This is a genomic window from Vibrio sp. 3-2(1), from assembly GCF_963887575.1.
GTDB lineage: Bacteria > Pseudomonadota > Gammaproteobacteria > Enterobacterales > Vibrionaceae > Vibrio > Vibrio anguillarum.
Map to the genome: position 1 here is coordinate 447,495 of NZ_CAWPGB010000022.1, position 24,200 is coordinate 471,694.

The following is a 24,200-nucleotide window of genomic DNA, read 5'->3' on the forward strand; positions in this document are numbered from 1 at the left end:
CATCTCAAGGAAGAGTATATGTATTCGGTTCGTTTGGATAAACAGAAGATAACCCCGTCTAAAGTATTGTGTGTTGGACGGAACTATATTGAACATATTCAAGAGCTTAATAACACAATTCCAGAACAAATGGTGGTGTTTAATAAACCCAACACGAGCATCACAACCACTCTATCCTCGTTTCACCAAGAGACGCTTCACTATGAAGCTGAAATTTGTTTTTTGATCAAAAAAGGTCAATATAGCGCGGTTGGTTTGGGGTTAGATCTGACTAAGCGGGTACTGCAATCTCAGCTTAAAGCAAAAGGTTTACCTTGGGAGAGGGCGAAAGCATTTGACGGTTCAGCAGTACTTAGCCGATTTGTGCCATTGCATGGTATCGACATCAATAAGTTGCAGTTAGAGCTATTCATCAATTGTGTTCGGGTTCAGTGCGGTGGTGTAAACCAAATGATCTATTCACCCGCCATCATTTTAGAAGAGCTGAAATCTTACACATCGCTGCGTGATGGTGACGTTGTGATGACCGGAACGCCACAAGGAGTTGGAGAAGTGCATTGTGGCGATCTCTTTTTAGGGCGTCTTAAATGTGGAGAGCAGACTTTAATCGAGATTGAATGGCTAGCGCAATAAAACTGATTTGCGCTATTCGGGCTGCGGTTATTATCAGTATGCACCGCAGCCTCTGTCTTTAATGGGCTAAGAGCGTTAAATTTAGCAAAAAGAAAGTCGCCATACTGATGATCGTGGTCAGCAGGACATTCTTGGTTTTCCATGCAATCAGTCCCGCTAATGCTGCGGCCCACAAGTAGGGATTATGGCGATCAAGCCAAAGTGTTTGCTCTGGCAGGAACACAATCGGAGCCCAAATAGCAGTTAATACAGCAGGGCTAGAATAAGTGAGTAAGCGCTGGATAACTGGGTTGAGACGCAGCGGTAATTTAGGCTCTAAGAACAGATAACGGCTCATAAAGACCAAAGCGGTCATGGCGAGGATAGAAAGCAGAATCATCGTTGGTTCCTCCTGCTCGAACAGAGTAAAACTTCAGAAACATAACCTGCACACATTGCGCCAATGCTTGCTAGCATTAAGCTACCTTCAACTTGCCAAAGAGTCAGGCTTACCGATAACACTAGGGCACTGATGACAGCAACGAGTATCGGTATGTTTTTAATGTTCGGAATGACAATGGCGATAAAAGTAGCCGCGACTGCAAATTCCAACCCCAACTCGTTTAAAGCGGGGATGTAGCTGCCTGCAATAATGCCGACCAGTGTGGCCAAATTCCAAACTAAATAGAAGCTTAAACCTGCACCAAGCGCGTACCAACGGTTAAACTGTTTTTCATTTTGTTGTCCGCAGACCGCAAACAGCTCATCAGTGAGCAGAAAACCCAGAATTAAACGCCAACGTGTCGGGAGTGGGCTGATTTTGCTGCGCATGGAAACGCTGTAGAGAAAATGGCGAGAAGTGATGAAAAATGTGGTGATCAGCAGAGTCAACAGCCCTGCACCTGTTTTAAACATCCCCGTGGCGACGAGTTGCGCTGAGCCTGCAAATAAAACCGCAGAGAGTGCTTGGCTCTCTAATACGGTCAGGCCACTTTCAATCGCAAATGATCCTGCCAATAAGCCCCATGGTAAAACGGCAATACTCAGCGGTAGCATGGCCAGTGCGCCTTGCCCAAAGAGGCGACCTCGAGGTTCCAAATGTACGTGGTTCAATAGTGTGATATCCATAGTAATTCCTTTGCTGGAAGTGATGAATCTATCAAGCCACAAGGTTGGGTCAAGCGATTGTACAAAATTGCGCTTGCTATTTGGCTAAGAACTGTTTTGGCGTTAAGCCCATTGCACGCTTAAAGTGGCGATGTAGATGACTTTGGTCATGAAACCCAGATTCTTGCGCAGCATCTGAAATGGGATGACCACTTCTCAATAGTGTTTTAGCATAACGCAACCGCGCTTGAATTTGATAGGCATGCGGTGGGAAGCCATACATTTTTTGAAATGAACGAACCAAATGATAGGGGCTAACTCCAGCTAGTTTTGATAAATCTTCTAATGAGACATCGGCCTGGGGAAAGTCATCTAAGAATTCTTTAACCGTATAGAGCGACTGCTGAATTTTAGTTTTAGGTACTGAGATCGGAGGACTTTTGGCATGACGTGCTACCAGTTTGGTTAGGGTCGCGTACACTAATGTTTCGCGTAATAGACGGTTACTCGACTGCTCTAACGTATCAAAAACTAAACGAAATTGGTTTGCTAATTCAGGATCGTAGACTACGGGTTCTGGAAAATAAGGAGCGCATGAGTTAAAGGAACCTAACTCTTGAAGCACGGTACTAAATTGTTCTGGAAGTGGATACATGGCTTTATAGGCCCAACCACCTTCTACAGCAGAATGGCCATTATGGATTTCTTCGGCATTAACCAAAATAATGCTGTCTTGTGGAGCAATATGATGACCACCGGTGCGGTAAAATCGTTGAGCACCGCGTTCAATAACTCCTACCGTGTACCCTTCGTGGCTGTGGCGCGAAAAGTTTTGTGTTTCGTATTGTGCATCGAGAAGCTCAATTCCGCCAAGTTCATTAGCGATATAAAACTTGGCTAGTTCTCTCTTTTTGCTTTTCTGCTTGGGCATTTCATATCCTACCTTTTTGCAACAACCAGTGTAGCCGATTTATTCAGAATGGTTTTGTACAAAATTGCGCATATCGTGTTATCCACTGAAGGCAAAAGAGTGTCGCGATGGTGCGCAACCTAAACAGATGAAATAAAAATGCCGCCAACAATGAACTGAAGACGGCCTGTTATTTCGTTGTGCTTATCCAGCAATGAGTGCTACAAGCTGTGTTGGTGTTCTGCGATAAGCATCGCCATTTGCTCGTCAGCTTTTTTCTCGGCGCTGGCGAAATCTTCTCCTGCTTCAAAGGTTCCGACGACCTCGTAATAGCATTTCAATTTAGGCTCAGTGCCCGACGGGCGGACAATCACTCTCGCTCCGCCTTCCAAGTGATAGGTCAATACATCGCTAGCAGGAAGTTGAATCACTTGCGTTGTTCCATCGGCAATATAACGTGTTAGTGATTTGAGATCGTCGATCATGAGCACTTTTCGACCGGCGATTTCCGTTGGCGGTGTGGCGCGAAGCTTATCACCGATCGGCGGTGAGTTAGGGTCTAACTTAATGCTACGTTGTGCATTAATGTAAAAACCGTGCTGGCGGTAAATGGTTTCGAGTTGATCCCAAATAGTCTTACCTTGGCTGTATAATTCGGCCGCTAGTTGTGCAAATGCCACCATGGCCGAAAGGCCATCTTTATCCCAAACGGTTTGCCCTATGGTGTAACCCAATGCTTCTTCATAGGCGAATAAGAACCGCTGTTCATCGCTTTGTTGTTGCATCGCCACGTTAGTCAACCATTTAAAGCCAGTCAAGGTTTGGTAGTATTTTGCACCTTTCGCCTGCGCAATATTACCGAGTAAACTGGATGAGACGATGGTGTTGCCAACCAACTGCTTTGAGGCATCGGTTTTGGAGAGCAAATAGTCCCCAAATAGTGTGCCAACTTGATCGCCAGTCAGCATTTGGTATTGACCATCCGCTCGTTGTACGGCAACGGCAAATCGGTCGGCATCTGGGTCGTTGGCGCAGGCCAGTTGTGCATTTTGGGCATGAGCTAACGCGATAACCATATCCATCGCCCCCGGCTCTTCAGGGTTCGGGAAGTTGACGGTCGGGAAACGGCCATCTGGTTCGCGTTGTTCTTTCACACTGATGACATGGGTAAACCCAGCGTCATGCAGCAAAGTTTCAGCCATCTCAGCGCCGACACCATGCATCGCGGTATACGCAATGGTAAGGCATTGCGGATCAGTGTGGTGGTTTAACAATGGGCTTTGATTGAGGGTACGACGGTAAGTTTGGTAATACTCTTCTGTTAGCCATTGCAAAAGGCCTTGTTGGTGCGCGTTGTCTAACGGCATCAGAGAAATAGCTCGCGTTGCCGCTAAGTCGATTTCTGCTGCAATACCTGAATCGTGAGGCGGGATAATCTGTGCACCATTTTCCCAGTACACCTTAAAGCCATTGTATTCGGGTGGGTTGTGACTGGCGGTGACTACGACTGCGGCGGCGGCATTAAAGTGTTTTACCCCAAAAGCGACTACTGGGGTCGGTGCCACTTTATGCGTGAGATACACTTTGATCCCCAGCGCGGCGAGTACTGAGGCGGTATCATGTGCAAATCGCTGAGAATCTGGCCGGCCATCATAGCCAATCACCACCCCACGTGTTTTGGCATTGCTGACTTGTTGAATGAGGTAGTGCCCTAAACCCGTCGCCGTTTCTTGAATTACCAGGCGGTTCATACGATTAGGGCCGCATCCCACCATGCCGCGTAAACCTGCGGTGCCGAACTCAAGGCGTGATTGAAAGCGAGCTTTTATCTCATCTAACTGATGCTGATCGACTAGTGCTTGTAGTTCTTGGCGAGTTTTAGGATCGGGATCTTTTTCTAACCATTCGGAAACGTGTTGCATCATGGTTTCACCTTCTTACATTCATGTTGAATTGATCTTAACTGATATTCATTCTCAATAATGGGGGCGCAATCGCTAAACATCGTTCTTATTTTGTTTCTCATCACGTGTTGCTTCTCTTTGATTGGTTGCGCAACTGACGCTGACAAATTCAGTGTTATCTAGTTAGAGTGATGAAGCGAGAGATGGCGTAAACTGCGTAGCTCGAGCCGCCTAAACAGTAAAGAGAGGCTTAAACATAAACCCAAGTATGCACCGCCCACTAACAACCATATTTCAAAAATAAGCCCAGAAGAGTTAGCGATTTCTGTGCCAACAAACGTCATTTCTTGAATTGAAATTAGCGATACAATCGAAGAATCTTTGACCAAAGAAATCGCTTGCCCAGCTAAAGCCGGCGTGATCGCCGCCAATACTTGAGGGGCAATGACGTATCGGTATTTTACCCATCGAGACAGCCCTAAAGAGTGCGCTGCTTCCCACTGACCTTGAGCGATTCCGGCCAAACCTGAACGAACAACTTCAGCGATGTAGGCCGATGAAAGCATCCCAATACACACAATTCCAGAAAACAAATTTTCCCATAGATGAGAAGGACCAAACAGCCAATGCTGAATGACATTGGTTGGCTCATGGTGTTCCCGTAGTAGGTTTTCTAGGCCCAACAACGGGATCAGTTGATTGGAGACAAAAAAATAAAAAATGAACACGAAAACCAGCGGCGGAATGTTCCTAACTAATTGCACAAAAGCGTTAGCCGGAATTCTGAACCACGAAAAATGAGAGTGGCGTGCTACGCCAAGCAGTGTGCCTAACACAAGGGCCAGCACCATCGCCCAGACACTTAAGCGCAAAGTAGCAACTAACCCCTGAAAGAAATAAGGGATAGCACCATGGCTCGTTGGGGTGAAAATCAGAGCAAAAGCTTCTTGCCAACGCCAATTATAATTCACCCCAAGCTCGGCTCGGTGCGTTAACCAAATAACAAAGCCTAACAGTGCTACGAGTAACGCATAATCGAGCTTATTGAGCGATAATTGTAGCCATGGTTTAAGGTTCCGTTTTTCATACAGCACAGTTTTTGTTCTATTCACATCCGCCCCTCAGGCTATTGCCCTGAGACGATTTGGTTTTGCCAATCTAGCGTTGAGAACCAATATTCGTAGCGTTCACTTAACCAGCCGTCATTGGTTCGTTCAATAATCCATTGATCAAAAAAGGCTTTTTTGTCCTCTTCACCTAAGCGAACGGCAAACGCTTCGTTCCCTTTGGACAACCGTTCATTGAAAGGAATGAACAGTTTGTCACTGTGTTTCACTGTTTCATGTTCAGGTTTAGGGCTTGACGCAATCACGGCGTGTGCTTGGCCGTTTAATACTTCTTGAAAGGCTTGTGCATCGTCATCAAATTGCAGAATTTTGGCTTTGGGGAAGGTTTCACGGGCGACTTGAACGGTAAATGCCCCACGGCGCGCTGCGATAGTCACTCGACGAGAGTTGAAGTCTTCAATGGTGGAAAAGCCATTAGCTAAGGATTGATTGGCAGCAAGCTGCACGCCTGAATGTGAGTAGGGGGTGGTAAAGAGCACGCTTTTCGAGCGTTCTGGCGTGATAGACATGCCGCCGATAATGACATCAAATTTCTGTGCTAAGAGTGCTGGAATAATGCCATCCCACGCGGTAGGTACAAATTCCACTTTCCAACCTGAATCTTCAGCAAGACGTTTGGCAACATCAATTTCAAAGCCAATTAGGTCGCCTTGCTTGTTGCGCATTGCCCAAGGCACAAATGTAGACATACCCACACGCAATGTGCCTCGTTCAGTGATTTTATCAAGGCTAGGCGTTTCACTGGCAAAGGCGGGTATGGAAATGGTTATCCCTAGTAACATGGTCAACCCGAGCGATAGAGCGGCGATAGCCTTCAATCCAGCGCGTTGCCACGCTTTTGGTGCAGATTGCTGCATGATGTTCTCCTTTTAAGGATGATTATTGAGCGCGCCATTGCGCCCCGAGTTTGTGTTCTAACCATGCTGAAAACCCTGATAAAGACAGAGTTAACAGTAAATAAATTGCAGCGACGGTAAACCATATTTCAAATGGCATCGCCGTTTCTGAGACAATATTTCTACCTTGAGTGGTTAAGTCAAAAATAGCCATCACACTGACGATAGACGAGTTTTTAATTAATGACACGACTTCATTGGTCAGTGGAGGTAATGTACGTTGGATAAGTTGCGGTAAGATCACATCAACATAGGTATAAAAACGAGAAAGCCCTAATGTTCGTGCCGCTTCAAACTGTCCCTTCGGAATGCTGTTTAAACCACCACGAAACACTTCGGCAGTATAAGCGCCTTGAAACAGTGCCAAAGCTAAAATGGCAGTAGAGAAGCGATCTAAGCCCAGCACTGGGCCAAACACAAAATAGAGCAGGTATATCTGCACCAGTAGCGGCGTGTTGCGGATAAGCTCAATATAAATATTGGCCAACCAACGCCCTACCACTGAATTGGAAAGCTTCAACAAAGCGGTTGTTAAGCCAATGACCAGCGTAAAAAATAGGCTGACCGTTGAGATTTGCACCGTGACGGCTAACCCTTCGAGCAGTTCCGCGGGCCACCATTCACCTTCGTCGTAAAAAGCAATGAAATCAGGCACACGATGCCATTGCCACTGGTAACCCATAGCATGTGCGCCAGAATCAAGTAGCCATACCATCCCCGCAAGCAATAGAACTATCTGTACTAGAGCGGAGAAGATCGGTTTTATCAGTACTTTTATCATCAATGGCTCAATATTTGGTTGAGAAACTGTTGAGTTCTTGGGTGTTTTGGCTGACGAAATATCTCTTCCGGCGTAGCGATCTCGAGAATTCTTCCTTCATCCATAAAAATGACGCGATCCGCTACTTTTCGGGCAAAACCCATTTCATGAGTGACGCACATCATGGTGATGCCATCTTGAGCAAGATCTACCATGACATCCAGCACCTCCTGGATGGTTTCAGGATCGAGAGCTGAAGTGGGCTCATCAAACAATAAAATTTCTGGTTGCATACAGAGTGAGCGTGCAATGGCAACACGCTGTTGCTGACCGCCAGATAATTGCACCGGATATTTGTCAGCTTGGTCAAGAATATTCACTCGCTGTAAAAAATGGCTCGCTCTTTGTCTTGCGGCTTGCTTACTCAATTTCAGTGTACGAATTGGAGCTAAAATAAGGTTTTCAATCACCGTCAAGTGAGGGAAAAGGTTGAAATGCTGGAAAACCATACCGATTTTTCCCGCAGGCTGTGTGATGTCGGAATGGTTAGAGTTCAGGGTGATCTTGCCCGCGGTGATAGCTTCTAACCCATTGACCGTTCGGATTAATGTTGATTTTCCTGAGCCTGAAGGGCCACAAACGACTAAGATTTCCCCTCGACGAACCTGAAGAGTAATGTCTTTCAAAGCGTGAAAATTATTGTACCACTTGTTTACTTTTTCAAACTCTATCGCATTCATGGTTGAATATCTTGTTGCTATTTTGTTATCACCTACCTTAGCAATATCAACGAGATAATGCACCTACGAAGCTCATATTAGCGTTAATTTGTGGGTTCCAGCTCAAGAGTGTAACTATTTTTTTACGCAATGATAATTTTGTAAAAAAGTAGCCAATATTGCCTTTTGTTGAAAATAATGATTGAAGTTGTGGTTTTTAGTAGATAGGTTACAGGGGAGAGCCGAAAGCAAGGCTGCGTATAGATCCAACCTGTCCGTTGTTCGGTAGGCAGTAGAAAAGAATAAGGAAGAAGTAAGCAATGTTTCAGACTGATGATGTAAAAATTAAACGAGTTAAAGAGTTATTACCTCCTGTTGCGGTTCTAGAAAAGTTTCCGGCAACAGAAGTTGCTTCTTCAACCACATTTCAGGCTCGAGAAGCCATTCATAATATTCTACAAGATAAAGATGATCGCTTATTGGTGATCATTGGCCCATGTTCAATTCATGATCCTCAAGCGGCTGTTGAATATGGAAAACGTCTTAAAGTGTTGCGCGATGAACTAGGTGATCGCCTTGAAATTGTCATGCGTGTCTATTTTGAAAAACCTCGTACGACCGTCGGATGGAAAGGGCTCATTAACGACCCTTATTTAAATGATACCTATAAAATTAACGATGGTTTACGCATGGCGCGTAAGTTACTGCTTGATTTGACCGATATGGGGATGCCGACAGCGAGCGAATTTTTGGATATGATCACACCGCAGTATGTGGCTGACCTTATCAGTTGGGGTGCTATTGGTGCTCGTACAACAGAATCTCAAGTTCACCGTGAACTCGCATCGGGTCTATCTTGTCCGGTTGGGTTCAAAAATGGGACAGATGGCAATATCAAAATCGCTTCTGATGCGATTCGCTCTGCCAGTGCATCGCACCATTTCTTGTCGGTCACTAAGTATGGTCATTCGGCCATCATTCAAACGGCAGGCAACCCTGATTGCCATATCATTCTACGAGGTGGTAAAGAGCCAAACTACAACGCTCAACATGTCGCGGCTATCAAGCAGGAACTAGAAATCTCCGGTTTACCACAAAAAGTGATGATTGACTTTAGCCACGCAAACAGCTCTAAACAGTACCAGCGTCAACTTGTGGTATCACAAGATGTGAGCGAGCAGATTGCATCGGGTGAACATGCTATTTTTGGTGTGATGATTGAGTCTCATCTCGTTGAAGGACGTCAGGATCTCGTGGATGGTTGTGCGGCCACTTATGGTCAATCGATTACGGATGCATGTATTGGCTGGGATGACACTGAAGTGGTATTGCGTCAGTTGGCTGGTGCCGTAGAGGCGCGTCGCGCACGCTAAATATGGCGTCACTCTATAATATAAAGTATCAACAGAGCTCCCGATTCGGGGGCTTTTCTATTTAGACTCAGCTCTGATCGCGTCACTTTAAGCACTATGGTTGTGAAAAGTGCTCAGATAATGCTGAACGACGATTTTTACTTGGGTCGCCGTTTTCATCGTTTTCTACCGTGCTTTCATAGCCTTGTTTGATAAAGCGTTGTAAAGGCATGACAGGTTCAATGCGCTTCAGTTGAGGGGAGTTTGTTGTCCCAGCAAGTTGGTAAATGGTCACGCCACTACCAGTGTTAATCACAATTTTATCCCCATCATATTCAAACTGAGTGCTGACTAAGCGATTATTTCGAAACACGCCATTTGAATTGAGAGTAAGAACCTCAGTGCTATAGCTGGGTGTACCGATTTCAATCCATGAACCATAGACATTTTTGGGGCTTGTATACTCTTGATAGCTCACTAAAAGCAAAGTGGCAAAACCAACTGCGATAGTGAACAGCACTATCCAAAAAAGACTTTTTAATACCCACTTTTTTTTCATAGGGTGACCTGAAGAGGCTTTATTTGCATGCGTGAAACCCTTAACTGCCATTCCCACTCCATAACGTAAGCAATCAGCGACTAGTATCGGTAAGGCTAACCAATTAAAACAAGGTTAGAGAGTGGAATATGTCGTGTGGTTTAGCAAATGTCACACTAGAAAATATGATCTTTTTTCCAAAACCAGTACTAATGGATGACAAGATGAACATTGCATCATGAATTTTGTTGACTTACCGATCAGTATAGGTCGCGTTTCACTATTTGTTTAATCCCAATTGCCACTTGTGTATTTTTACGATTTCAGATAAAACGGCTTACAAACGTGTTATTCACCATATTTTGGTGGTTTATTTTACAAGGAAGAGAAATGATCAAAGAAAACACATACTTCGATGGGGCGGTTAAATCTTTAGGTTTTGCTCACCAAAGTGGTGACAGTTCGGTGGGCGTAATGGCTCCTGGCGAATACACCTTTGGCACGGCCGCTCCTGAGCGTATGACAGTCATCAAAGGTTCGTTAACGATAAAGCGTTTAGGGGATGAACATTGGTCTACATTTAAAGCGAATGAATCTTTTGAAGTCGCTGAGAATTCGTCCTTTGATTTGAAAGTTGCCGAAGCAACAGCTTATTTGTGCGAATATTTGTAGTTGAAATAGGGCTTAAAAGCCCTATTTCTTATTGAGCTGTTAAGCCAAATTTTGCATAGATGGCTTCGATCCTTCCACTTTTTACCATTTCAGACAGAGCGTCTTGTAATGCATCCGCTTGTGGATGGCTTTTAGGCATACCGTAATAGTTGCCGATAGTGTTTGGATAGTAGTAGGTTGCTACTTGGTAGTTACTAAAATTGATTGTTTTTAATTCCACTTCTAGCGCAGGTAAATCCAATACGATAACGGTATCTATTCTCTTTGCCTCTAGCATTCTTGCTAGGTTGAAGTCATCATTAACAACCGTTCTATTTATCTCTTTGTCTTGATCAAACGCTTCGAAATAAGCGGTACCTCTTTTCACACCGACATTCAGCTCTCGTAAATCTTGATAATTGTTGATTGCTGGCCCATCACTGCGAGTGACAAAAACAATATTCCGTGTTTGCTCACTTATAGGACCGATAAAGCGAACAAATGCTTCTCTGTCTGCTGTTCGTATGACACGTGGAACAATGTCAACAGTACCATTTTCTAAAGTAGCAAGGCTGCGAGGAAATGGAATGTTTCGCCACTCGATATCGAAGCCTATATTTTTTGCTGCTTCTTCAAGGATTTCCTTTAATGGGCCGCTGATTTTTTGACCATCTGGACTGATCACCATTTCTGGTGGTCGATGCCTAAAATCAGCTTTAAGGGTGTTAGCAAAAAGCGTTGAGCTGAGCAGCACTGCTGCCAATGAAATGAGAATATTTCTAGTCAATACCCACATATTTCGTGCCTCTCGTCAAATTTACTACTTGAGTATAGGCAAACTTTCTGAGAACCCCAAAATGACACTTAAGATCAGCCGGATGGTTACCCTATGATTAATACTGTTCAAACACACCTGAGTTGTAGTCTTTAATTGCTTGTTCTATCTCAGAAAATGAGTTCATTACAAACGGCCCATAATGCACGACAGGTTCATCAATGGGTTGCCCCATTAGCAACAATACTCCGCTCGTATCATTGGCTGTTAATGTTAAGAACTCACCTTTTGAGAGCAACGCTAGCTCGCCTTGCTTCAACACTTTACTGCCTAGCTGTGCATTGCCTTTGTAGGTAAATGCCATGACATTAAAGTAATTGGGAGTGGCGATCTCTAATTGGCTACCCGGTGTTGCTTGCCAGTCGGCCACACTCAATTTAACGCCCGTTTTTGTTAATGGGCCAGTTACTATCTGGTTGCCACAAGTGACATCACCCGCAAGTACTCTCAGCAGGCCAGCCTCTTGGGAGTGGTATTCGGTAATGGTTTCGGGTTGAAAGTCGTGGTATTGCGCTGGCGCCATTTTTTGGCTAGCAGGCTGATTGATCCAAATCTGAAAACCGTGCAACTGACCTTCAGTCATGATTGGCATCTCGCTATGAATAACACCTCTTCCTGCGGCCATCCATTGGGCACCACCAGAGCGTAATTCACCGACATTACCCATATGATCTTGATGTTGGAAATGCCCATTTAGCATATAAGTGAGAGTTTCGATTCCTCGGTGTGGATGAGGAGGGAATCCGCCAATATAATCGGCTTTTTGATCAGATTTAAATTCATCGAGCATTAAAAATGGTGAAAAATTAGCGTTATTAAAGCCAGCAACGCGGCTAATTTTTACGCCATCTCCATCCGAAGTGGGTTGTGCGGGGATTATCTGTTTTATTTCACGTTGCGTTAGCATAATGATTCTCCTTGTCGGTATAACATCAGTCTAAGACAAGGTGCTGATAAAGAAGAGCGCTGTGTTTTGAAGGTCTTCGTCGAGAAATTCGAACATATCTTGAGGGGGGCTATAATTAGAGTAGGTTGGATCACGAGGAGGATGCCCAATGTCTATGTTGCCCAAACATGAAGATCAGAATCCGCATTATGATCCCAAAGAGGATTTTACGCTTGAGCAGATGCACCGATTTACCAAGGTGGCTAATCAAGCGCAGAAAAATCGCGATACGCTTGAACAGCTCAGTGATAAAGACGTTTCCATTGTTGAAGCAGCAAGGCGTGCGGCAATGAGGCCAGTGATTCACCCTAAACCAAATAAACCTAATACAGCACGCTACGCCGCATGGATGGTGGTGGTATGTGCAGTAGGTTTGTGGATTATGTATATGACTCGCTAGCTTTCTTTATTGGTGTCACTGTTGCTGAATGGGTTGCAGTAGATGCGTCAGTATGGTCAAGTGAAATATGTTGGTAATACTGATATTGATTTTTGCCGTTGTGTTTTGCTGCGTACATCGCTTTGTCTGCGCACCGAGTCAGCTCGGCCAAGTTATCAGCATCAGAAGGAAACAAAGCAGCGCCGATGCTGACGGTGAGGTTATTGATCATTTCTGACCCTTGATATTTATCCTCAAACAGATAACAAATCCGGTTGAGAACACCATCCAAATCCTTAACCGTTTTGATATCGTAAAGTAGTAGCACGAACTCATCTCCGGCAAATCTCGCGATGGAGTAATCGTGTTTATCGGTCTTCCGGTCTTTATTTCGGACGTTGTTTTTTAAACGATTGGCGAAATATTGTAAGACTCGATCCCCGACCTCATGTCCGTAGCTGTCATTAATGGACTTGAAATTATCAATGTCTAGAAAAACGAGTGCGGTGATGGTCTTTTTATCAGTCTGCTGGGAGAGCTTTTCACGTGCCCAAGTTTCGAAACTCCAACGATTGGCGAGCCCAGTCAGTTGGTCGGTGTAGGCAAGGTCTTCAATTCCCTCTTGATAAAGATGCTGGATATAGCAAACCGCTTTGTTGTAATAGTAAGAGGAAATATGACACATGCAACAGAGTGCGATGAGACTGAGAAAAAACCGATCTATGGGGAGATATTGAGGAAGAATATCGGCACCGGAGAGTTGTACTGAGACGCCAATTAGCATAAAGAAACTACAGCTAAAAACTAAGCCTATTCGAAAGTCATTAATGAAGATCACCGCCGCAATAATTGGAAACAACCACAGCACATTGCCGACCATATGCTGTCCATATAGTAGTAATATGACCCCTTTTGTTAACAAGATGGCACTGAGGAATAAATCGGCATAGGAGGTGTTATCTGAGTGATGGTAGAAATAAAGGTAATTAGAGGCAATGGCGATCAAGCATAATAAATTAAAAGTGCTCAGGTAATATTGCTGTTCAAGAAAATGAAGAATGCCATAAAAGGCGAAAAGTAGCACAGACACAAACGAGCATAAGGCAACGACCCTACGCTTGCGTGACGCTCGCATATTGGCCATCTCTTCTAAATGTCTACCTACCAGTTCAGTCATACTCGATCTCGATGCTATCCTAAAGTATTAGATACCGAGTTAAGTCTAGAATAAATAACAGAGTTTTGCGGACGAAGTGCATGGAGTCAGTTAAAAAATACAATGGCTAATCATTTGGCGTTTTCGTTAAGTCATTAGGCTATTAATAATCGGTGATCAATGGTCTTATAACTTATTGTATTATCAGCATGTTTTGTCGATTATTTTAACGTTGTTCAAATAAGCCATTATTTAAGCCATTATTTTTTTATAAAAAAATGAATATAAGCAAATATGGATATAGCAAAAAAATCTAAGCCGTCCTGTAGTTACATTACAAATTTAGTTACATTACAAATTTAGTTACATCGCAAATTCTTTTTTGATCCAACTTCTTAACACTAAGATACTCTCTTGTTTCAGTTGCTCTTTGGCACAAACGAAGTAGTAGTCTTGATAGGGATTAGTCACTGCGGAACCGAGTTCTTGTAGTAGGCCTAACTTGATGTCATCTTTTACAAAGAGGCGATGGGTAACGAAAATACCTAATTGGCGGATAGTTGCTTGTACGGCTTGTGCTGAAGAGACAAATGATAGGTTTTTGCGACTTGCTGGCATGGTAAGTTGATAAGCATCGCACCAAATTTGCCAGTCTTTTTTGCGGCGCTCGTTCACAGCGATAATCGCTGGGTGGCATTTAAGTATGGATGAAAGCGTCTGCTTATCACCTTGCTTTATGAGGTCAGGTTTTATGAGTTCAGGGCTGCATACCAGCACCAATTCATCTTCGGCAAGTTTCTCACAATAGTAGTCTTGCCACTCATCTTGTTTACCATGAACAATCGCGATATCAACGTTCTCTGATGTTAGAGAAAAAGTGCCTGTTAAACTCGATATTCTCACGTCTATATGTGGCGCGTGCTCTTGAAAGCGGTTAACTCGTGGTATCCACCAGTGCAGCGCTAATGAGTTGACCATGTTGAGTGTCAGTCGGTTATGGCGCTCATCTCTCATAAGCACTTCAGTTGCTTCAACGATTTGCTCCAAAGCAGGCGCAATTCTCCGATAGTATTTTTGACCAGCATTATTGAGTACGACGTGACGCCCAACGCGATTGAATAGCGGCTGGTTTAGCTGGTTCTCTAATGCTTTTATTGATTGACTGACGGCTGAATGACTAACATTAAGGTGCTTTGCTGCATCCGTCATACTGCCTGTTTCTGCTACGGCAATAAATGAGTAGAGTGACTTGAGCGGAGGTAGTTTTCGCATTGGTAAGTTTCTCTTACAGGTTTGGTTAATATTACTCGTTATTTTTCCTTTCGTCATTGCTCTATGATGGCTGTACTAGAGGAGAGTTGTATGAACCCACGAATTTTGGCCCCATTATTTATGTTGTCCTCCACATTTAGCTTGTCATTGACAGGGCTACTGTCTAAGTTTCTTGCACATGAGATACCGCTACAAAGTCTCAGTTTTCTCCGATTTTTACTCCCCGCGCTCATATTGTTGGGAGTAATGAGCTTAACTCATTTCCGTTTTCCTCCCAAAGGTATGAAACGGGCTCTGTGGGTTCGCTCAGTATGTATTGCAGGCTGTCAGCTCTGTTTTATTTACTCACTTCAGCATCTTTCTTTGGTGGAAAGTGTTGTATTGTTTAGCACTGGTCCACTGTTTATTCCTTTGTTAGAAAAATTAATATTTGGTGTAGTGATGAAAGCAGGCACGGTTGTGAGCTTGGCCATTACATTTATCGGGGTGTTACTGCTGGCTGGCGATGTTTCGGGCATCCATTTACGGATGGAGTTATTGGTCGGTTTACTTGCGGGAGCGCTGAATGCGGGATCGCAGTTAAGCTTATATCGAGCGACGAAAAGTGATATGCGATCTATTGATATCAATGCTTGGACGTTTGTGTGTGCATCAATCTTATTACTACCTTTGTTATTTCTTCCTACCTCGGACGCGAATGTACTTCAACAAACCTGGGGCAGCTTGCAGCAGTTAGCTGTGGTTATTGCCTTGAGCGGAGTCTCTATATTAGTCATCAACACTCAAATTTTTCGAGCCAAAGCCTACCGTCTGGCACACTCTGGCTCGCAGCTCGCTCCGTTAATTTTTACCAATTTGCTTTTTACCGCTTTATGGCAACAGTTGTTTTTTAATGTGCAGTACTTGCCAACACAAATGGTAGGATTGGGCTTGATTGTGATGGCAACTTTTACCGGAATTCTTATCCCGAAGCTATTTAAATCCTCAGTATCGTCAAACCAGCTTAAATCAGCTTAACCCGCTTATTGCTACTGTCTGATGAGCCCATAAGGCAGGCTAGAAAATACCTTAGGATTATTTTTCACTGTGGGCGCTTGGTTGGTTTTCTGCCAGTCAAGTAACATAATGGCAAGTACATTGCGGTGCTCTCCGTCGGCAAGGTCAAACACACCTGAGGTAGAGGGGATCATCCCTTTCTTTTTATCAATCGCTTGTTGAATTGCGAGACGAGTTTTTTCTACAACAGGATCTTTTTCTAAACCTGCGAGTAGAAAAGTGATCCCAACTTCAGCAACCACATCTTCCTTCGCTCTTAGCAAAATGGTATCGATATTATTGCGAAAGTAGTCGAAGATCCATTGATGCTGCTGCTCTTTAATGGGATTTTGATAGTATTCCGAATCGGCAAAAATAATGTGTGTCATGCCATACAGTTTATTGCCATATTGTTGCGCGGAGAATGCTTTATCAGCAGAATCTGGGTATGTTTTCCTAAAGCTATCAATGAATGGTTGTACGACATCTTGTTCACCTAACTGGCGTAACCAATAGACTTGGTTAGCAAGTTGTGCGGCCCACGCTTTAATCATTTCTTCATCAGTGGCGTACTTAGTAAAATCATAACGGCGGATCACTTGGCGCAAAAGCTGATCTTCTTTATGTTTCAAACCATATTCGTTGGCACGGGCCATAGAGCCTAATAGGTCGACGCCTAAGTAGAGATATTCTGGCATATGTTTAGTGGCGATATAGCGTAATTGGCTGCGTTCATCTTCGTCATCGAGGTATCCAGCCAAACGTTGCTCAGAGTAGAGAAAAACCTGTTCAGCAGTTGAAACTTCTGCGGAAAATTGATTAAGTCGGCTTGCTACGCGAGCAAGATCACTCCACACCGCTGCTGAATATTTAGGATCTAGAGTTTGGCGATACATCCGTAACCCATAGTGCCCCTCTTTGAATGCCGGCAATGTGAAAAGTTGCTCTTCATAGGTTTGACGAATAAGCTCCGCAGATTCAGAAAAAGTGTTATTCGTTGTTGACGCCGGCTCTGCATAGCCAGAGGCAGGCAACCACAATGTAATAGCTAATCCCAGAAATAGGCCACTCTTTTTTAATAACATGATGAAAACACACCTCTAAGCTAATATTCATAATAACATTAGCATTTAATGGATTTATTATTGTTGGTGATGTGTCAAGTGTGCGTAAAATGACCGCTTTGAGCCGTCGTTAGGATAATGCGTTTAGCTGATTGTGCTTTTTACGCTATGCAAATTGATGAATTAAAATATTGCTATGTTAGCAAAAAGCTACGAGTTCATTTGGTCATATCAACAAATTTGTAATTAATTTGGGTATTCCCCCATTAATTACGTTAATCTTAAGTAAGAAGCACTATTCTAAATAGAGCAAGTAAAACCATACACATGTAGTGATCGCTACAGGCTAGTGAGGGAGAGTTGCATGAGACATATCTCAGGCAAACAGTGGTCTGTCAATTTGCTTCTCGTTGCCTTCATCATTTTTTGTGGAGGGTTGATCGAAATTATCAATTTCAATCAACGAAGTTTTATCCGAGATAATCTTCAAACCAGAGCAAAGGAAGAGCTTTCGATTATTCGAGCTCAGTTAGAAGCTGCCATTTTGTCTGACATCTATGTAGCAAATGGGTTAACCAGTTTAATTGCGATTAACGCCCATTCTCAGTTCGAAGATTGGGAAAAGATTGCGGCTAATATTTTACATGAAGGTAGACATTTGCGCGTGATTGGGCTTGCGCCTGATGATGTGATTCGTTACACCTATCCATTGAGCGGAAATCACAAAACGATAGGCTTAGATTACCGTACCGTTCCCAAACAATGGGCCACGATCTTAAAAGCAAGGGAGATCCAAGAGATCTTCATTGCAGGCCCTGTGAACCTAGTTCAAGGTGGGCGAGGCCTTGTTGCTCGGATTCCTATATTTACTGACCCTCCTGATAACCAACAATATTGGGGAGTATGCAGTGTCGTGATCGATTTAGATTCGTTATTACTTTCCACTGGCGTTGAACGTTTTACTCACCGCTTTAATTTGGCGATACGTGGGGTAGACAGTACTGGTTCGGAAGGCGAGGTATTTTTTGGTGAACAAGAGGTGTTCACGAAAGCTTTTGCAAAACAAAGTGTTCATTTTCCCTATGGCGGCTGGGAAATTGCTGTTGCGCAGAAAAGCGATGTTTTAGGTCAAGTGCCTTGGTATCAGGTTCACATTGTACGGCTGTTAGGTTATCCGATCTTAATCTTGTTGGTTGCGGCGTTTATTACGATATATCGCTTGTACTCTATTGCTAATGAAAGAGCACTTCATGATGAATTAACTCAGCTTCCTAACCGTCGGTACTTCATGTATACGCTTGATCGATATTTTGAGCAGGCTATAAAAATGGACCAATCGGCTGGTTTTGTCATCCTCAACATTGATATTGATAAGTTCAAATCGATCAATGACACCTATGGGCATGCGGCGGGTGACAAGGTGTTGATTGCTTGTGCGGAGCGAGTGAAAAGCGTATTGCGTTCTTCGGATTTAGTTGCACGTATTGGCGGTGATGAGTTTCTGGTTTTGCTGTCTCGAGTATCGGACAACGATGATATTGAGCGGATCAGTCTCAAAATAAAAAGTGCGTTGTGTAATGCGCCAGTCATTTATGAGCAGCACTTAATTAACCTACATGTCAGTGTAGGCGCAGCCGCATTTAGCCCAGAATTTGATAATGTGGATGCGATGTTGAAACTGGCTGATGAGCGGATGTATCAAGAAAAGAGGCAGCAGTACTACTAAATTATTTATTCAGATTTGCATTTTGAAATTTAATTGCAAAATGCAAATTTATTATGCGACACGTTGTAATGAAACCGCTCATAAAGTAGACAGATAAGGTGTTTTTTGGCAGTTTTAAAGTTGGCATGCATCCTGCTATATAGTAAGTGACCCTTCTAAGCCGAGGGTCACCTAGCCAACTGACGTTGTTAGTGAACCTTATTTTTGTTCACACTTATTAATAGCCAATCATACTTTTTGTGATTGGCTTTTTTTATTTTTACGCTCTGCAACTAGCCAGCACATTTCTCATAGCAGCTTGGTTTTCTTGGACAGACAGCACCGCGTGAGCAGATTAAGCGCGCATTATTTTCAATTCCGCGTTCAATCCAATTGATATTAAGAATTTTAGCAATAGTCGTGAGATCTTTTTTAATATGTCTTGGAATAAGAGAGCTTCCGCCGTTGCTGACGCATAACGCTTTGAGCTCCTCAGCAATTGAGTGAGCATCCCCACCTTGTGCATTGATGGCTGGATTCAAATCTATTCCTGCGCATAGCACTCGATTATTGCCTGCTGGATCGATCATATTGACGGATTCACAGCAATATATTCTCGGCTCATCACCTACATTCAAAATCGAAATTTGCGCAGAGCTGCCACTTTGCGGCTCTGAAAGACGTCTAAACACGGCCCAATGCTGGCAAGGGTCATTCACTTTACGCATATTCCCCCACGGTAGAGGGATCCCATTGCCACGATAAACCGCTTTTAATTTGCCTTCACCATAAGCATCGAAATAGTGCCAATGCGGATAGGGTGACACGACCGTCATGCGTCTCATCGCAACAGAAGGAGAAACCCCTGCTTTCAAATGTACATCGATTTCGTAGCCGCTGCGATCAAGAAGTTGTCGATAAGGCACTTTGGGGCACAGTAGTGCGCCAGCAAAAAAACTCGATTCAAAATCTCGCCATGCCTGAAGGATATCTTGGGAATTTAATTCGCAGGTGGCGGTGGCATCAGGCGTTTCTTCCCAACTGTTTGTGTGGCCAACCGTTAAGACACTTTTTAGTCCCTCTTTGCTGTGCAGAATATTGTGGCCAATATACACCGCGAGGTCGTACTTTAGGCGAGTTGGGTACTCACGTAGAATTTCATTGAGGTAGATCGTGCATGGTGGTTCAAAAAAAGAGGTAATAAGTTGTTTGGCGCTAACACCAAGCTCATCAACAACATCTTGCGGGGTTCTCGTGACCCAGCGGATAACCAAACCAAGGCTTTTGGCGATGTCGATAAGATCTTCAACAGCTAAGTTTAAGCGTTTTAAACCCACTTCTTCTGCCGCTCGCTCAAGATCTGGGAAGTGGTTTTGTAAACTCTCTTGGTGAGCACGGATCAATAGATGAGCAAACTGTTTGCCAGTGATCCCGGTTTGGGAAAGCATCTCTGGGATCGCGATTTGTAAAATATCATTTGAGAATAAAAAGCTAGGTTCAAGAGCCATACCGCTGATCCCACCTCTGTTACCCTTGTCAGGAGTAATATCCGTTTGACCTGGTTCATCATCTAAAAACCAAGCGGGATCTTTTTGGAAAACTTGGGCAATGACCTCCAACATATCAACACTAGGCACCCGTTTTCCACGCTCAATCATCGAAAGGTATGAAACGGAGGGGGCGTATTCTGGGTTGATACGAATACAGCGTGCCGATAAGTCTTCCATCGTTAGGTGATTACGCTTTCTTAAGTTTCTGACTTTTGTCCCTAAGAAATGTGACTGACGAACTAAGCTTTTTGATAAGGCCATTTTGTAAAATTCACACTGTAAAATTTTTGTTGTGAAATTGTAGTAAAAAATTGGTTAATCTACCAAGTAAGCAAGGTCACAAATTTGCACAAAGGTTAAACGCAAGTTTGGAATAATTGCTCTAGAACACAAAATGTTGAGTTACCTATAAGGAAAAGACGATGAATATGCTGACATTCGATAAAACAGAAATCCAAAAACTAGATAAACCCTTTATCGCTGAAGCCGTCTTCGCCGTCGAGACTATCAGTGCTAATCAACAAAATGAAAAGCAGAGTAGAGCGAAGCAACTACTCGATAGATTGTTCCCTTTGGCGACGGGCTCTCATCAAGATGTGACCAGTTATGTGATCGATTACCGCCATGTGTTGGCTTATTTCAAGGATGGGCGTCATAGTGGTTTGAAGCACCCAAAACATTTTGTTGCCTTCAATGGTGAAAAGGAGTCACCATGTTCGATCTTGTTCCGTGATGGAAGTGGTAGTCATGTTGAAGTGATGTTAGGCTGCACTAAAGGGACTGGGCGCGTTGAGCTGATAGAGATTAATGATATTCAGTTAGAAACGTGTACCACATTTACCCAATCGGTGGAAGAAATGCCCAGCGCCGCAATGCGCCACTGGGTAAGCCTAGTCAAAGGTGATGAAAAGGGTAAGCCTCAAGCTTGTAGTGAAGATAAGGAGTACACCGCAAAAGATGGTGAAGACTATTACTTAAACTACAGTTTTAACCTTGCTTAGGTTATAGATGCGTATTGGGATTAAATGGGGCGTGGCGCCCCTTTTACTTTTCTATCCATAAATTGAGGTTTATGGAACTTGTGATTGCTTTTCAGCTACCTATAAGCCATAAGAGGTTGAAGCGATTAAAGCGGCATAACACGGTTGCGGCCTAACTGTTTTGCTTCATAGAGCAGTTTATCTGTTCTTTCTATCAAAGACTCGGACGTATCACCTAGTTGTAATTCTGTCACACCAAAAGAGGCGGTAATATTACCAACTTGGTTTCCTGAACGGCGATCCTTCACGCTCATTTTCTCTATCGAACGGCGCAGTGATTCTGCAAACTGTCTGGCAATGCGCAGTGTTTTATTTGGAACAATTAAAACGAACTCTTCGCCGCCAAATCGGTAGGCGGTAATGCCATCTCGACAGCTACTCTGAAGCTTTTTAGCGATGCCTTTGATGACGGTGTCACCAAATAGGTGGCCGTAATTGTCATTAAAAGATTTGAAGTGATCGATATCTAATAAGATCAGGCTTATTGGTTGCTGCGCGCTTATTAGGGTAAAGAGATCATCATTGAACGAACGGCGGTTATATAAACCGGACAATCCATCGAATAAAGCCTCTTTTTGCACCTCGGCAAGCTGCTCTTTCAGTCGATGAATTTCTTTACTGGCACTATTAAGTTGACCATTTAGAAACTGAGTTGAATGGCGAATATCTCGCGATTCAGTGACCAATTGGCGAACCACTTTCATCACCTCTTCGATCGATAAATCATCGTTTTCGACTCGTTCTAATTCACTAAAACTTTTATCAATCACTCTGGCAAATTCGCTGGTATCGGTTAGGGTATCTGACATTGAACTTGCGACTTCATTGACTAACACTTCAATGTTGTTGCGTAGCGTGCTTAAACTGGTTTCAGAGCGCGATGCGACATAGCTGTTATAGAGTTGAGAGCTTGCCGCGGGAGGACAAAGGCCAAAGTTTTCCAATACAGAATCGAGTTCTCGATTGAGTTGAGGTATGGCGTTGTCAACATAGGTATACCAAAGTGCATAGTTAGCAGGTGTTGCCGCCACATGATTTTTCATCATCAACGGTACTGCTTTTTTTAAATTGGCTGTAGATCTCTTAAAGTCGTCGCTGGTCATTATCGTAAAATTAATAGACAGTCACAGATATTCATACCGCTAAGATTAGCGGATATCCCAAAGTTATGCGCTAAAAAAATGCAACTAAAGTTTGAAGTTGAATTTTTATTTACGGTGAACAATCGATTCTTGATGTAGATCAAACACAACAGACAGACATAGTAGGGGGTTTTTTATATATTGAATCGTTGAATGATTAAAATAAGTTGGTTACTGAATCAAGGAGTAATAGATGGAGATGTATGATATTGAATCGTTTTTGGATATTTTACCTCAGGTAGAAAGTAGCTATCCGTTTGGTCCTGACGCGTTGGTTTTCAAAATTCGCGGTAAAATGTTTGCCTATACTTCTCAGTCGAGAGAAGAGCCGTTTGTGACATTGAAGTGCACTCCAGAAGATGGTGAAGTTCTGACCAGTGCCTTTTCCGCTATTCGTCCTGGTTATCATATGAATAAAAGACACTGGATCTCCGTTAAGTTAAACGGAGATGTTGACCAGATGATGTTAGAGGAATTATGTGAACGCTCTTATCAGCTTGTAGTGAGTAAACTGAAAAAATCAGATAGAGAAGCGCTTCAGGCTCTGTTTGTGCAAGCAAAGCTTGATTAAGCGGTATCCTTACGTTGTTCCAGTTTTTTTGCGCCACGCAGCATCGCTTCTATTAATTCTGTTGCGTTAAATTTTTCCAAAGCTTCGTGGGCTCCGACTTGGTGAGCTCTATCCAAACAGATCTCACTGGAAAGCGAGGTGTGAAGAATACAATAAGCATGGCTCAGCATTGGATCATTTTGAACCTCAAAGGCCAGTTCATATCCATCGAGGCCCGGCATTTCAATATCACTGACCAGCAAATCGATCGCACGTTGATGTTGAGCGTCTTGACGCATCAGCTCAATGGCATCAAGCCCATTTTTACAGATTTGGTAAGGGATGTTGATACTGTCTAAGGCATCTGACAATTGTTTACGTGCAATAGATGAATCATCCACCAGTAAAATACGCAGTGCTTTTAATCGCTCACGTTCAATATCAGTCAGCATCGGGATCTTAGTTGATTCATACTGTGGATAAATTTTTGAAAGTAATAATTCGACGTCAAGTAACTGCACAATCTGTTTTTGATAGCGGGTTATGCCAGTGACAAAAACGTCTTTTCCCGCCACTGCAGGTGAAGACTCGATTGTTCGCCAGTCACACTCGATGATTTTCTCAATGCTACGTACCATAAACGCAACTACAGTTCGCAGGCAGTCCGTCACGATTAAGTAGCATTGTTTATATTCGCTAGGTTGAATTGCTCTAAAGCCAATGGCGGCAGCCATATCAATGACAGGTACCGTCAAGTTACGGATAGTCACCGTTCCGATCACATGGTGATGAGAATATGGGATTTGTGTCATTGGCATGTAAGGGACAATCTCTCGTACTTTCAGAGTCCCGATAGCAAAAAGCTGTTTCTGAGTGTTCAATGTGAACATCAACATGCCTTGGGATTGGTTTGCCTTACTGGGGGTTTTAGCCATAACACCTTACTCAAC

Annotated in this window: 25 protein-coding genes; 8 read left to right on the forward strand and 17 right to left on the reverse strand. The window is 43.5% G+C overall.

Going from position 1 to position 24,200, the window contains the following annotated elements; genetic code table 11:
• Window positions 1–18 precede the first annotated feature (18 nt).
• A complete protein-coding gene (locus tag AACQ79_RS10135; RefSeq protein WP_013868096.1) occupies window positions 19–633 on the forward strand; it encodes a fumarylacetoacetate hydrolase family protein in 615 nt (204 codons plus the stop codon).
• 58 nt (window positions 634–691) lie between these two features.
• Here the strand turns inward: AACQ79_RS10135 and AACQ79_RS10140 are convergent, their stop codons facing one another.
• The 8 genes from AACQ79_RS10140 to AACQ79_RS10175 all read right to left on the reverse strand — a co-directional run bounded on the left by AACQ79_RS10140 (window position 692) and on the right by AACQ79_RS10175 (window position 8,056).
• Window positions 692–1,012, reverse strand: coding sequence for an AzlD domain-containing protein (locus AACQ79_RS10140; protein ID WP_013868095.1), 321 nt, complete (start codon window positions 1,010–1,012; stop codon window positions 692–694).
• Entirely contained in the window at window positions 1,009–1,740 is a 732-nt protein-coding gene (locus AACQ79_RS10145) for an AzlC family ABC transporter permease (protein WP_170899040.1), read from the reverse strand. The genes AACQ79_RS10140 and AACQ79_RS10145 overlap by 4 nt, the downstream gene beginning before the upstream one ends.
• 76 nt (window positions 1,741–1,816) lie before the next feature.
• Entirely contained in the window at window positions 1,817–2,650 is an 834-nt protein-coding gene (locus AACQ79_RS10150; RefSeq protein WP_170899041.1) for an AraC family transcriptional regulator, read from the reverse strand.
• Between the two features lie 200 nt (window positions 2,651–2,850).
• Entirely contained in the window at window positions 2,851–4,554 is a 1,704-nt protein-coding gene (locus tag AACQ79_RS10155) for a phospho-sugar mutase (RefSeq protein ID WP_170899042.1), read from the reverse strand.
• A 158-nt stretch (window positions 4,555–4,712) separates the two neighbouring features.
• Window positions 4,713–5,627 (reverse strand): amino acid ABC transporter permease, encoded by a 915-nt coding sequence (locus tag AACQ79_RS10160; RefSeq protein ID WP_170899085.1) that lies wholly within the window; start codon window positions 5,625–5,627, stop codon window positions 4,713–4,715.
• Window positions 5,628–5,659: 32 nt separating this feature from the next.
• Complete coding sequence (locus tag AACQ79_RS10165) at window positions 5,660–6,442, reverse strand: transporter substrate-binding domain-containing protein (RefSeq protein ID WP_170899086.1); 783 nt, start codon at window positions 6,440–6,442, stop codon at window positions 5,660–5,662.
• 97 nt (window positions 6,443–6,539) lie between these two features.
• Entirely contained in the window at window positions 6,540–7,337 is a 798-nt protein-coding gene (locus tag AACQ79_RS10170; RefSeq protein ID WP_026027335.1) for an amino acid ABC transporter permease, read from the reverse strand.
• Window positions 7,337–8,056 (reverse strand): amino acid ABC transporter ATP-binding protein, encoded by a 720-nt coding sequence (locus AACQ79_RS10175; RefSeq protein WP_047687789.1) that lies wholly within the window; start codon window positions 8,054–8,056, stop codon window positions 7,337–7,339. The genes AACQ79_RS10170 and AACQ79_RS10175 overlap by 1 nt, the downstream gene beginning before the upstream one ends.
• Before the next feature lie 299 nt (window positions 8,057–8,355).
• On the opposite strand from AACQ79_RS10175, the gene aroG reads away from it, so the two are divergent.
• Window positions 8,356–9,408, forward strand: a complete 1,053-nt coding sequence (aroG, locus tag AACQ79_RS10180) for a 3-deoxy-7-phosphoheptulonate synthase AroG (RefSeq protein ID WP_013868087.1) — start codon at window positions 8,356–8,358, stop codon at window positions 9,406–9,408.
• Between the two features lie 94 nt (window positions 9,409–9,502).
• On the opposite strand, the gene AACQ79_RS10185 is transcribed toward aroG, so the two are convergent.
• The gene (locus AACQ79_RS10185; protein ID WP_026029059.1) at window positions 9,503–9,946 is read right to left on the reverse strand and encodes a DUF2850 domain-containing protein; all 444 of its coding nucleotides are present in this window, start codon (window positions 9,944–9,946) and stop codon (window positions 9,503–9,505) included.
• 369 nt (window positions 9,947–10,315) lie between these two features.
• Between AACQ79_RS10185 and ppnP the strand changes: the two genes are divergently transcribed.
• Entirely contained in the window at window positions 10,316–10,597 is a 282-nt protein-coding gene (gene ppnP, locus AACQ79_RS10190) for a pyrimidine/purine nucleoside phosphorylase (RefSeq protein ID WP_026027338.1), read from the forward strand.
• Window positions 10,598–10,625: 28 nt separating this feature from the next.
• Here ppnP and AACQ79_RS10195 read toward each other — a convergent pair whose 3' ends face one another.
• Window positions 10,626–11,372, reverse strand: coding sequence for a substrate-binding periplasmic protein (locus tag AACQ79_RS10195; RefSeq protein ID WP_170899043.1), 747 nt, complete (start codon window positions 11,370–11,372; stop codon window positions 10,626–10,628).
• Window positions 11,373–11,469: 97 nt separating this feature from the next.
• Window positions 11,470–12,318, reverse strand: a complete 849-nt coding sequence (locus tag AACQ79_RS10200) for a pirin family protein (RefSeq protein WP_170899044.1) — start codon at window positions 12,316–12,318, stop codon at window positions 11,470–11,472.
• A gap of 148 nt (window positions 12,319–12,466) precedes the next feature.
• Here AACQ79_RS10200 and AACQ79_RS10205 point away from each other — a divergent pair, with 148 nt between their 5' ends.
• The gene (locus AACQ79_RS10205; RefSeq protein ID WP_013868082.1) at window positions 12,467–12,757 is read left to right on the forward strand and encodes a hypothetical protein; all 291 of its coding nucleotides are present in this window, start codon (window positions 12,467–12,469) and stop codon (window positions 12,755–12,757) included.
• On the opposite strand, the gene AACQ79_RS10210 is transcribed toward AACQ79_RS10205, so the two are convergent.
• Complete coding sequence (locus AACQ79_RS10210) at window positions 12,738–13,913, reverse strand: GGDEF domain-containing protein (RefSeq protein WP_047687751.1); 1,176 nt, start codon at window positions 13,911–13,913, stop codon at window positions 12,738–12,740. The two genes, AACQ79_RS10205 and AACQ79_RS10210, sit on opposite strands and share 20 nt — an antisense overlap.
• 342 nt (window positions 13,914–14,255) lie before the next feature.
• A complete protein-coding gene (locus AACQ79_RS10215) occupies window positions 14,256–15,164 on the reverse strand; it encodes a LysR substrate-binding domain-containing protein (RefSeq protein ID WP_096036909.1) in 909 nt (302 codons plus the stop codon).
• A gap of 90 nt (window positions 15,165–15,254) precedes the next feature.
• On the opposite strand from AACQ79_RS10215, the gene AACQ79_RS10220 reads away from it, so the two are divergent.
• Window positions 15,255–16,181, forward strand: a complete 927-nt coding sequence (locus AACQ79_RS10220; protein ID WP_017045989.1) for a DMT family transporter — start codon at window positions 15,255–15,257, stop codon at window positions 16,179–16,181.
• Window positions 16,182–16,192: 11 nt separating this feature from the next.
• Here the strand turns inward: AACQ79_RS10220 and AACQ79_RS10225 are convergent, their stop codons facing one another.
• Window positions 16,193–17,284, reverse strand: a complete 1,092-nt coding sequence (locus AACQ79_RS10225; protein ID WP_170899045.1) for a DUF3541 domain-containing protein — start codon at window positions 17,282–17,284, stop codon at window positions 16,193–16,195.
• A 328-nt stretch (window positions 17,285–17,612) separates the two neighbouring features.
• Here AACQ79_RS10225 and AACQ79_RS10230 point away from each other — a divergent pair, with 328 nt between their 5' ends.
• A complete protein-coding gene (locus AACQ79_RS10230) occupies window positions 17,613–18,989 on the forward strand; it encodes a diguanylate cyclase (RefSeq protein WP_017045991.1) in 1,377 nt (458 codons plus the stop codon).
• Between the two features lie 272 nt (window positions 18,990–19,261).
• On the opposite strand, the gene AACQ79_RS10235 is transcribed toward AACQ79_RS10230, so the two are convergent.
• A complete protein-coding gene (locus AACQ79_RS10235; protein WP_017047432.1) occupies window positions 19,262–20,779 on the reverse strand; it encodes a DUF3612 domain-containing protein in 1,518 nt (505 codons plus the stop codon).
• Window positions 20,780–20,940: 161 nt separating this feature from the next.
• Between AACQ79_RS10235 and AACQ79_RS10240 the strand changes: the two genes are divergently transcribed.
• Window positions 20,941–21,519 carry a malate synthase gene (locus AACQ79_RS10240; RefSeq protein WP_013868075.1) on the forward strand — a complete coding sequence of 193 codons (579 nt, stop codon included), beginning with the start codon at window positions 20,941–20,943 and terminating at the stop codon, window positions 21,517–21,519.
• A gap of 125 nt (window positions 21,520–21,644) precedes the next feature.
• Here AACQ79_RS10240 and AACQ79_RS10245 read toward each other — a convergent pair whose 3' ends face one another.
• The gene (locus tag AACQ79_RS10245) at window positions 21,645–22,661 is read right to left on the reverse strand and encodes a GGDEF domain-containing protein (protein WP_017045993.1); all 1,017 of its coding nucleotides are present in this window, start codon (window positions 22,659–22,661) and stop codon (window positions 21,645–21,647) included.
• 232 nt (window positions 22,662–22,893) lie between these two features.
• On the opposite strand from AACQ79_RS10245, the gene AACQ79_RS10250 reads away from it, so the two are divergent.
• Window positions 22,894–23,271 carry an MmcQ/YjbR family DNA-binding protein gene (locus AACQ79_RS10250; RefSeq protein WP_017045994.1) on the forward strand — a complete coding sequence of 126 codons (378 nt, stop codon included), beginning with the start codon at window positions 22,894–22,896 and terminating at the stop codon, window positions 23,269–23,271.
• Here the strand turns inward: AACQ79_RS10250 and AACQ79_RS10255 are convergent.
• Complete coding sequence (locus tag AACQ79_RS10255; protein WP_013868073.1) at window positions 23,268–24,185, reverse strand: chemotaxis protein; 918 nt, start codon at window positions 24,183–24,185, stop codon at window positions 23,268–23,270. The two genes, AACQ79_RS10250 and AACQ79_RS10255, sit on opposite strands and share 4 nt — an antisense overlap.
• Between the last annotated feature and the right edge of the window lie 15 nt (window positions 24,186–24,200).

What these genes read in the sequence shown, in the direction of transcription:
- AACQ79_RS10135 (WP_013868096.1), top strand. Translation starts at nt 19, where the DNA reads ATGTATTCGGTTCGTTTGGATAAACAGAAGATAACCCCGTCTAAAGTA.
- AACQ79_RS10140 (WP_013868095.1), bottom strand. Translation starts at nt 1,012, where the DNA reads ATGATTCTGCTTTCTATCCTCGCCATGACCGCTTTGGTCTTTATGAGC.
- AACQ79_RS10145 (WP_170899040.1), bottom strand. Translation starts at nt 1,740, where the DNA reads ATGGATATCACACTATTGAACCACGTACATTTGGAACCTCGAGGTCGC.
- AACQ79_RS10150 (WP_170899041.1), bottom strand. Translation starts at nt 2,650, where the DNA reads ATGCCCAAGCAGAAAAGCAAAAAGAGAGAACTAGCCAAGTTTTATATC.
- AACQ79_RS10155 (WP_170899042.1), bottom strand. Translation starts at nt 4,554, where the DNA reads ATGATGCAACACGTTTCCGAATGGTTAGAAAAAGATCCCGATCCTAAA.
- AACQ79_RS10165 (WP_170899086.1), bottom strand. Translation starts at nt 6,442, where the DNA reads ATGTTACTAGGGATAACCATTTCCATACCCGCCTTTGCCAGTGAAACG.
- AACQ79_RS10170 (WP_026027335.1), bottom strand. Translation starts at nt 7,337, where the DNA reads ATGATAAAAGTACTGATAAAACCGATCTTCTCCGCTCTAGTACAGATA.
- AACQ79_RS10175 (WP_047687789.1), bottom strand. Translation starts at nt 8,056, where the DNA reads ATGAATGCGATAGAGTTTGAAAAAGTAAACAAGTGGTACAATAATTTT.
- aroG (WP_013868087.1), top strand. Translation starts at nt 8,356, where the DNA reads ATGTTTCAGACTGATGATGTAAAAATTAAACGAGTTAAAGAGTTATTA.
- AACQ79_RS10185 (WP_026029059.1), bottom strand. Translation starts at nt 9,946, where the DNA reads ATGAAAAAAAAGTGGGTATTAAAAAGTCTTTTTTGGATAGTGCTGTTC.
- ppnP (WP_026027338.1), top strand. Translation starts at nt 10,316, where the DNA reads ATGATCAAAGAAAACACATACTTCGATGGGGCGGTTAAATCTTTAGGT.
- AACQ79_RS10195 (WP_170899043.1), bottom strand. Translation starts at nt 11,372, where the DNA reads ATGTGGGTATTGACTAGAAATATTCTCATTTCATTGGCAGCAGTGCTG.
- AACQ79_RS10200 (WP_170899044.1), bottom strand. Translation starts at nt 12,318, where the DNA reads ATGCTAACGCAACGTGAAATAAAACAGATAATCCCCGCACAACCCACT.
- AACQ79_RS10205 (WP_013868082.1), top strand. Translation starts at nt 12,467, where the DNA reads ATGTCTATGTTGCCCAAACATGAAGATCAGAATCCGCATTATGATCCC.
- AACQ79_RS10210 (WP_047687751.1), bottom strand. Translation starts at nt 13,913, where the DNA reads ATGACTGAACTGGTAGGTAGACATTTAGAAGAGATGGCCAATATGCGA.
- AACQ79_RS10215 (WP_096036909.1), bottom strand. Translation starts at nt 15,164, where the DNA reads ATGCGAAAACTACCTCCGCTCAAGTCACTCTACTCATTTATTGCCGTA.
- AACQ79_RS10220 (WP_017045989.1), top strand. Translation starts at nt 15,255, where the DNA reads ATGAACCCACGAATTTTGGCCCCATTATTTATGTTGTCCTCCACATTT.
- AACQ79_RS10225 (WP_170899045.1), bottom strand. Translation starts at nt 17,284, where the DNA reads ATGTTATTAAAAAAGAGTGGCCTATTTCTGGGATTAGCTATTACATTG.
- AACQ79_RS10235 (WP_017047432.1), bottom strand. Translation starts at nt 20,779, where the DNA reads ATGGCCTTATCAAAAAGCTTAGTTCGTCAGTCACATTTCTTAGGGACA.
- AACQ79_RS10240 (WP_013868075.1), top strand. Translation starts at nt 20,941, where the DNA reads ATGAATATGCTGACATTCGATAAAACAGAAATCCAAAAACTAGATAAA.
- AACQ79_RS10245 (WP_017045993.1), bottom strand. Translation starts at nt 22,661, where the DNA reads ATGACCAGCGACGACTTTAAGAGATCTACAGCCAATTTAAAAAAAGCA.
- AACQ79_RS10250 (WP_017045994.1), top strand. Translation starts at nt 22,894, where the DNA reads ATGGAGATGTATGATATTGAATCGTTTTTGGATATTTTACCTCAGGTA.
- AACQ79_RS10255 (WP_013868073.1), bottom strand. Translation starts at nt 24,185, where the DNA reads ATGGCTAAAACCCCCAGTAAGGCAAACCAATCCCAAGGCATGTTGATG.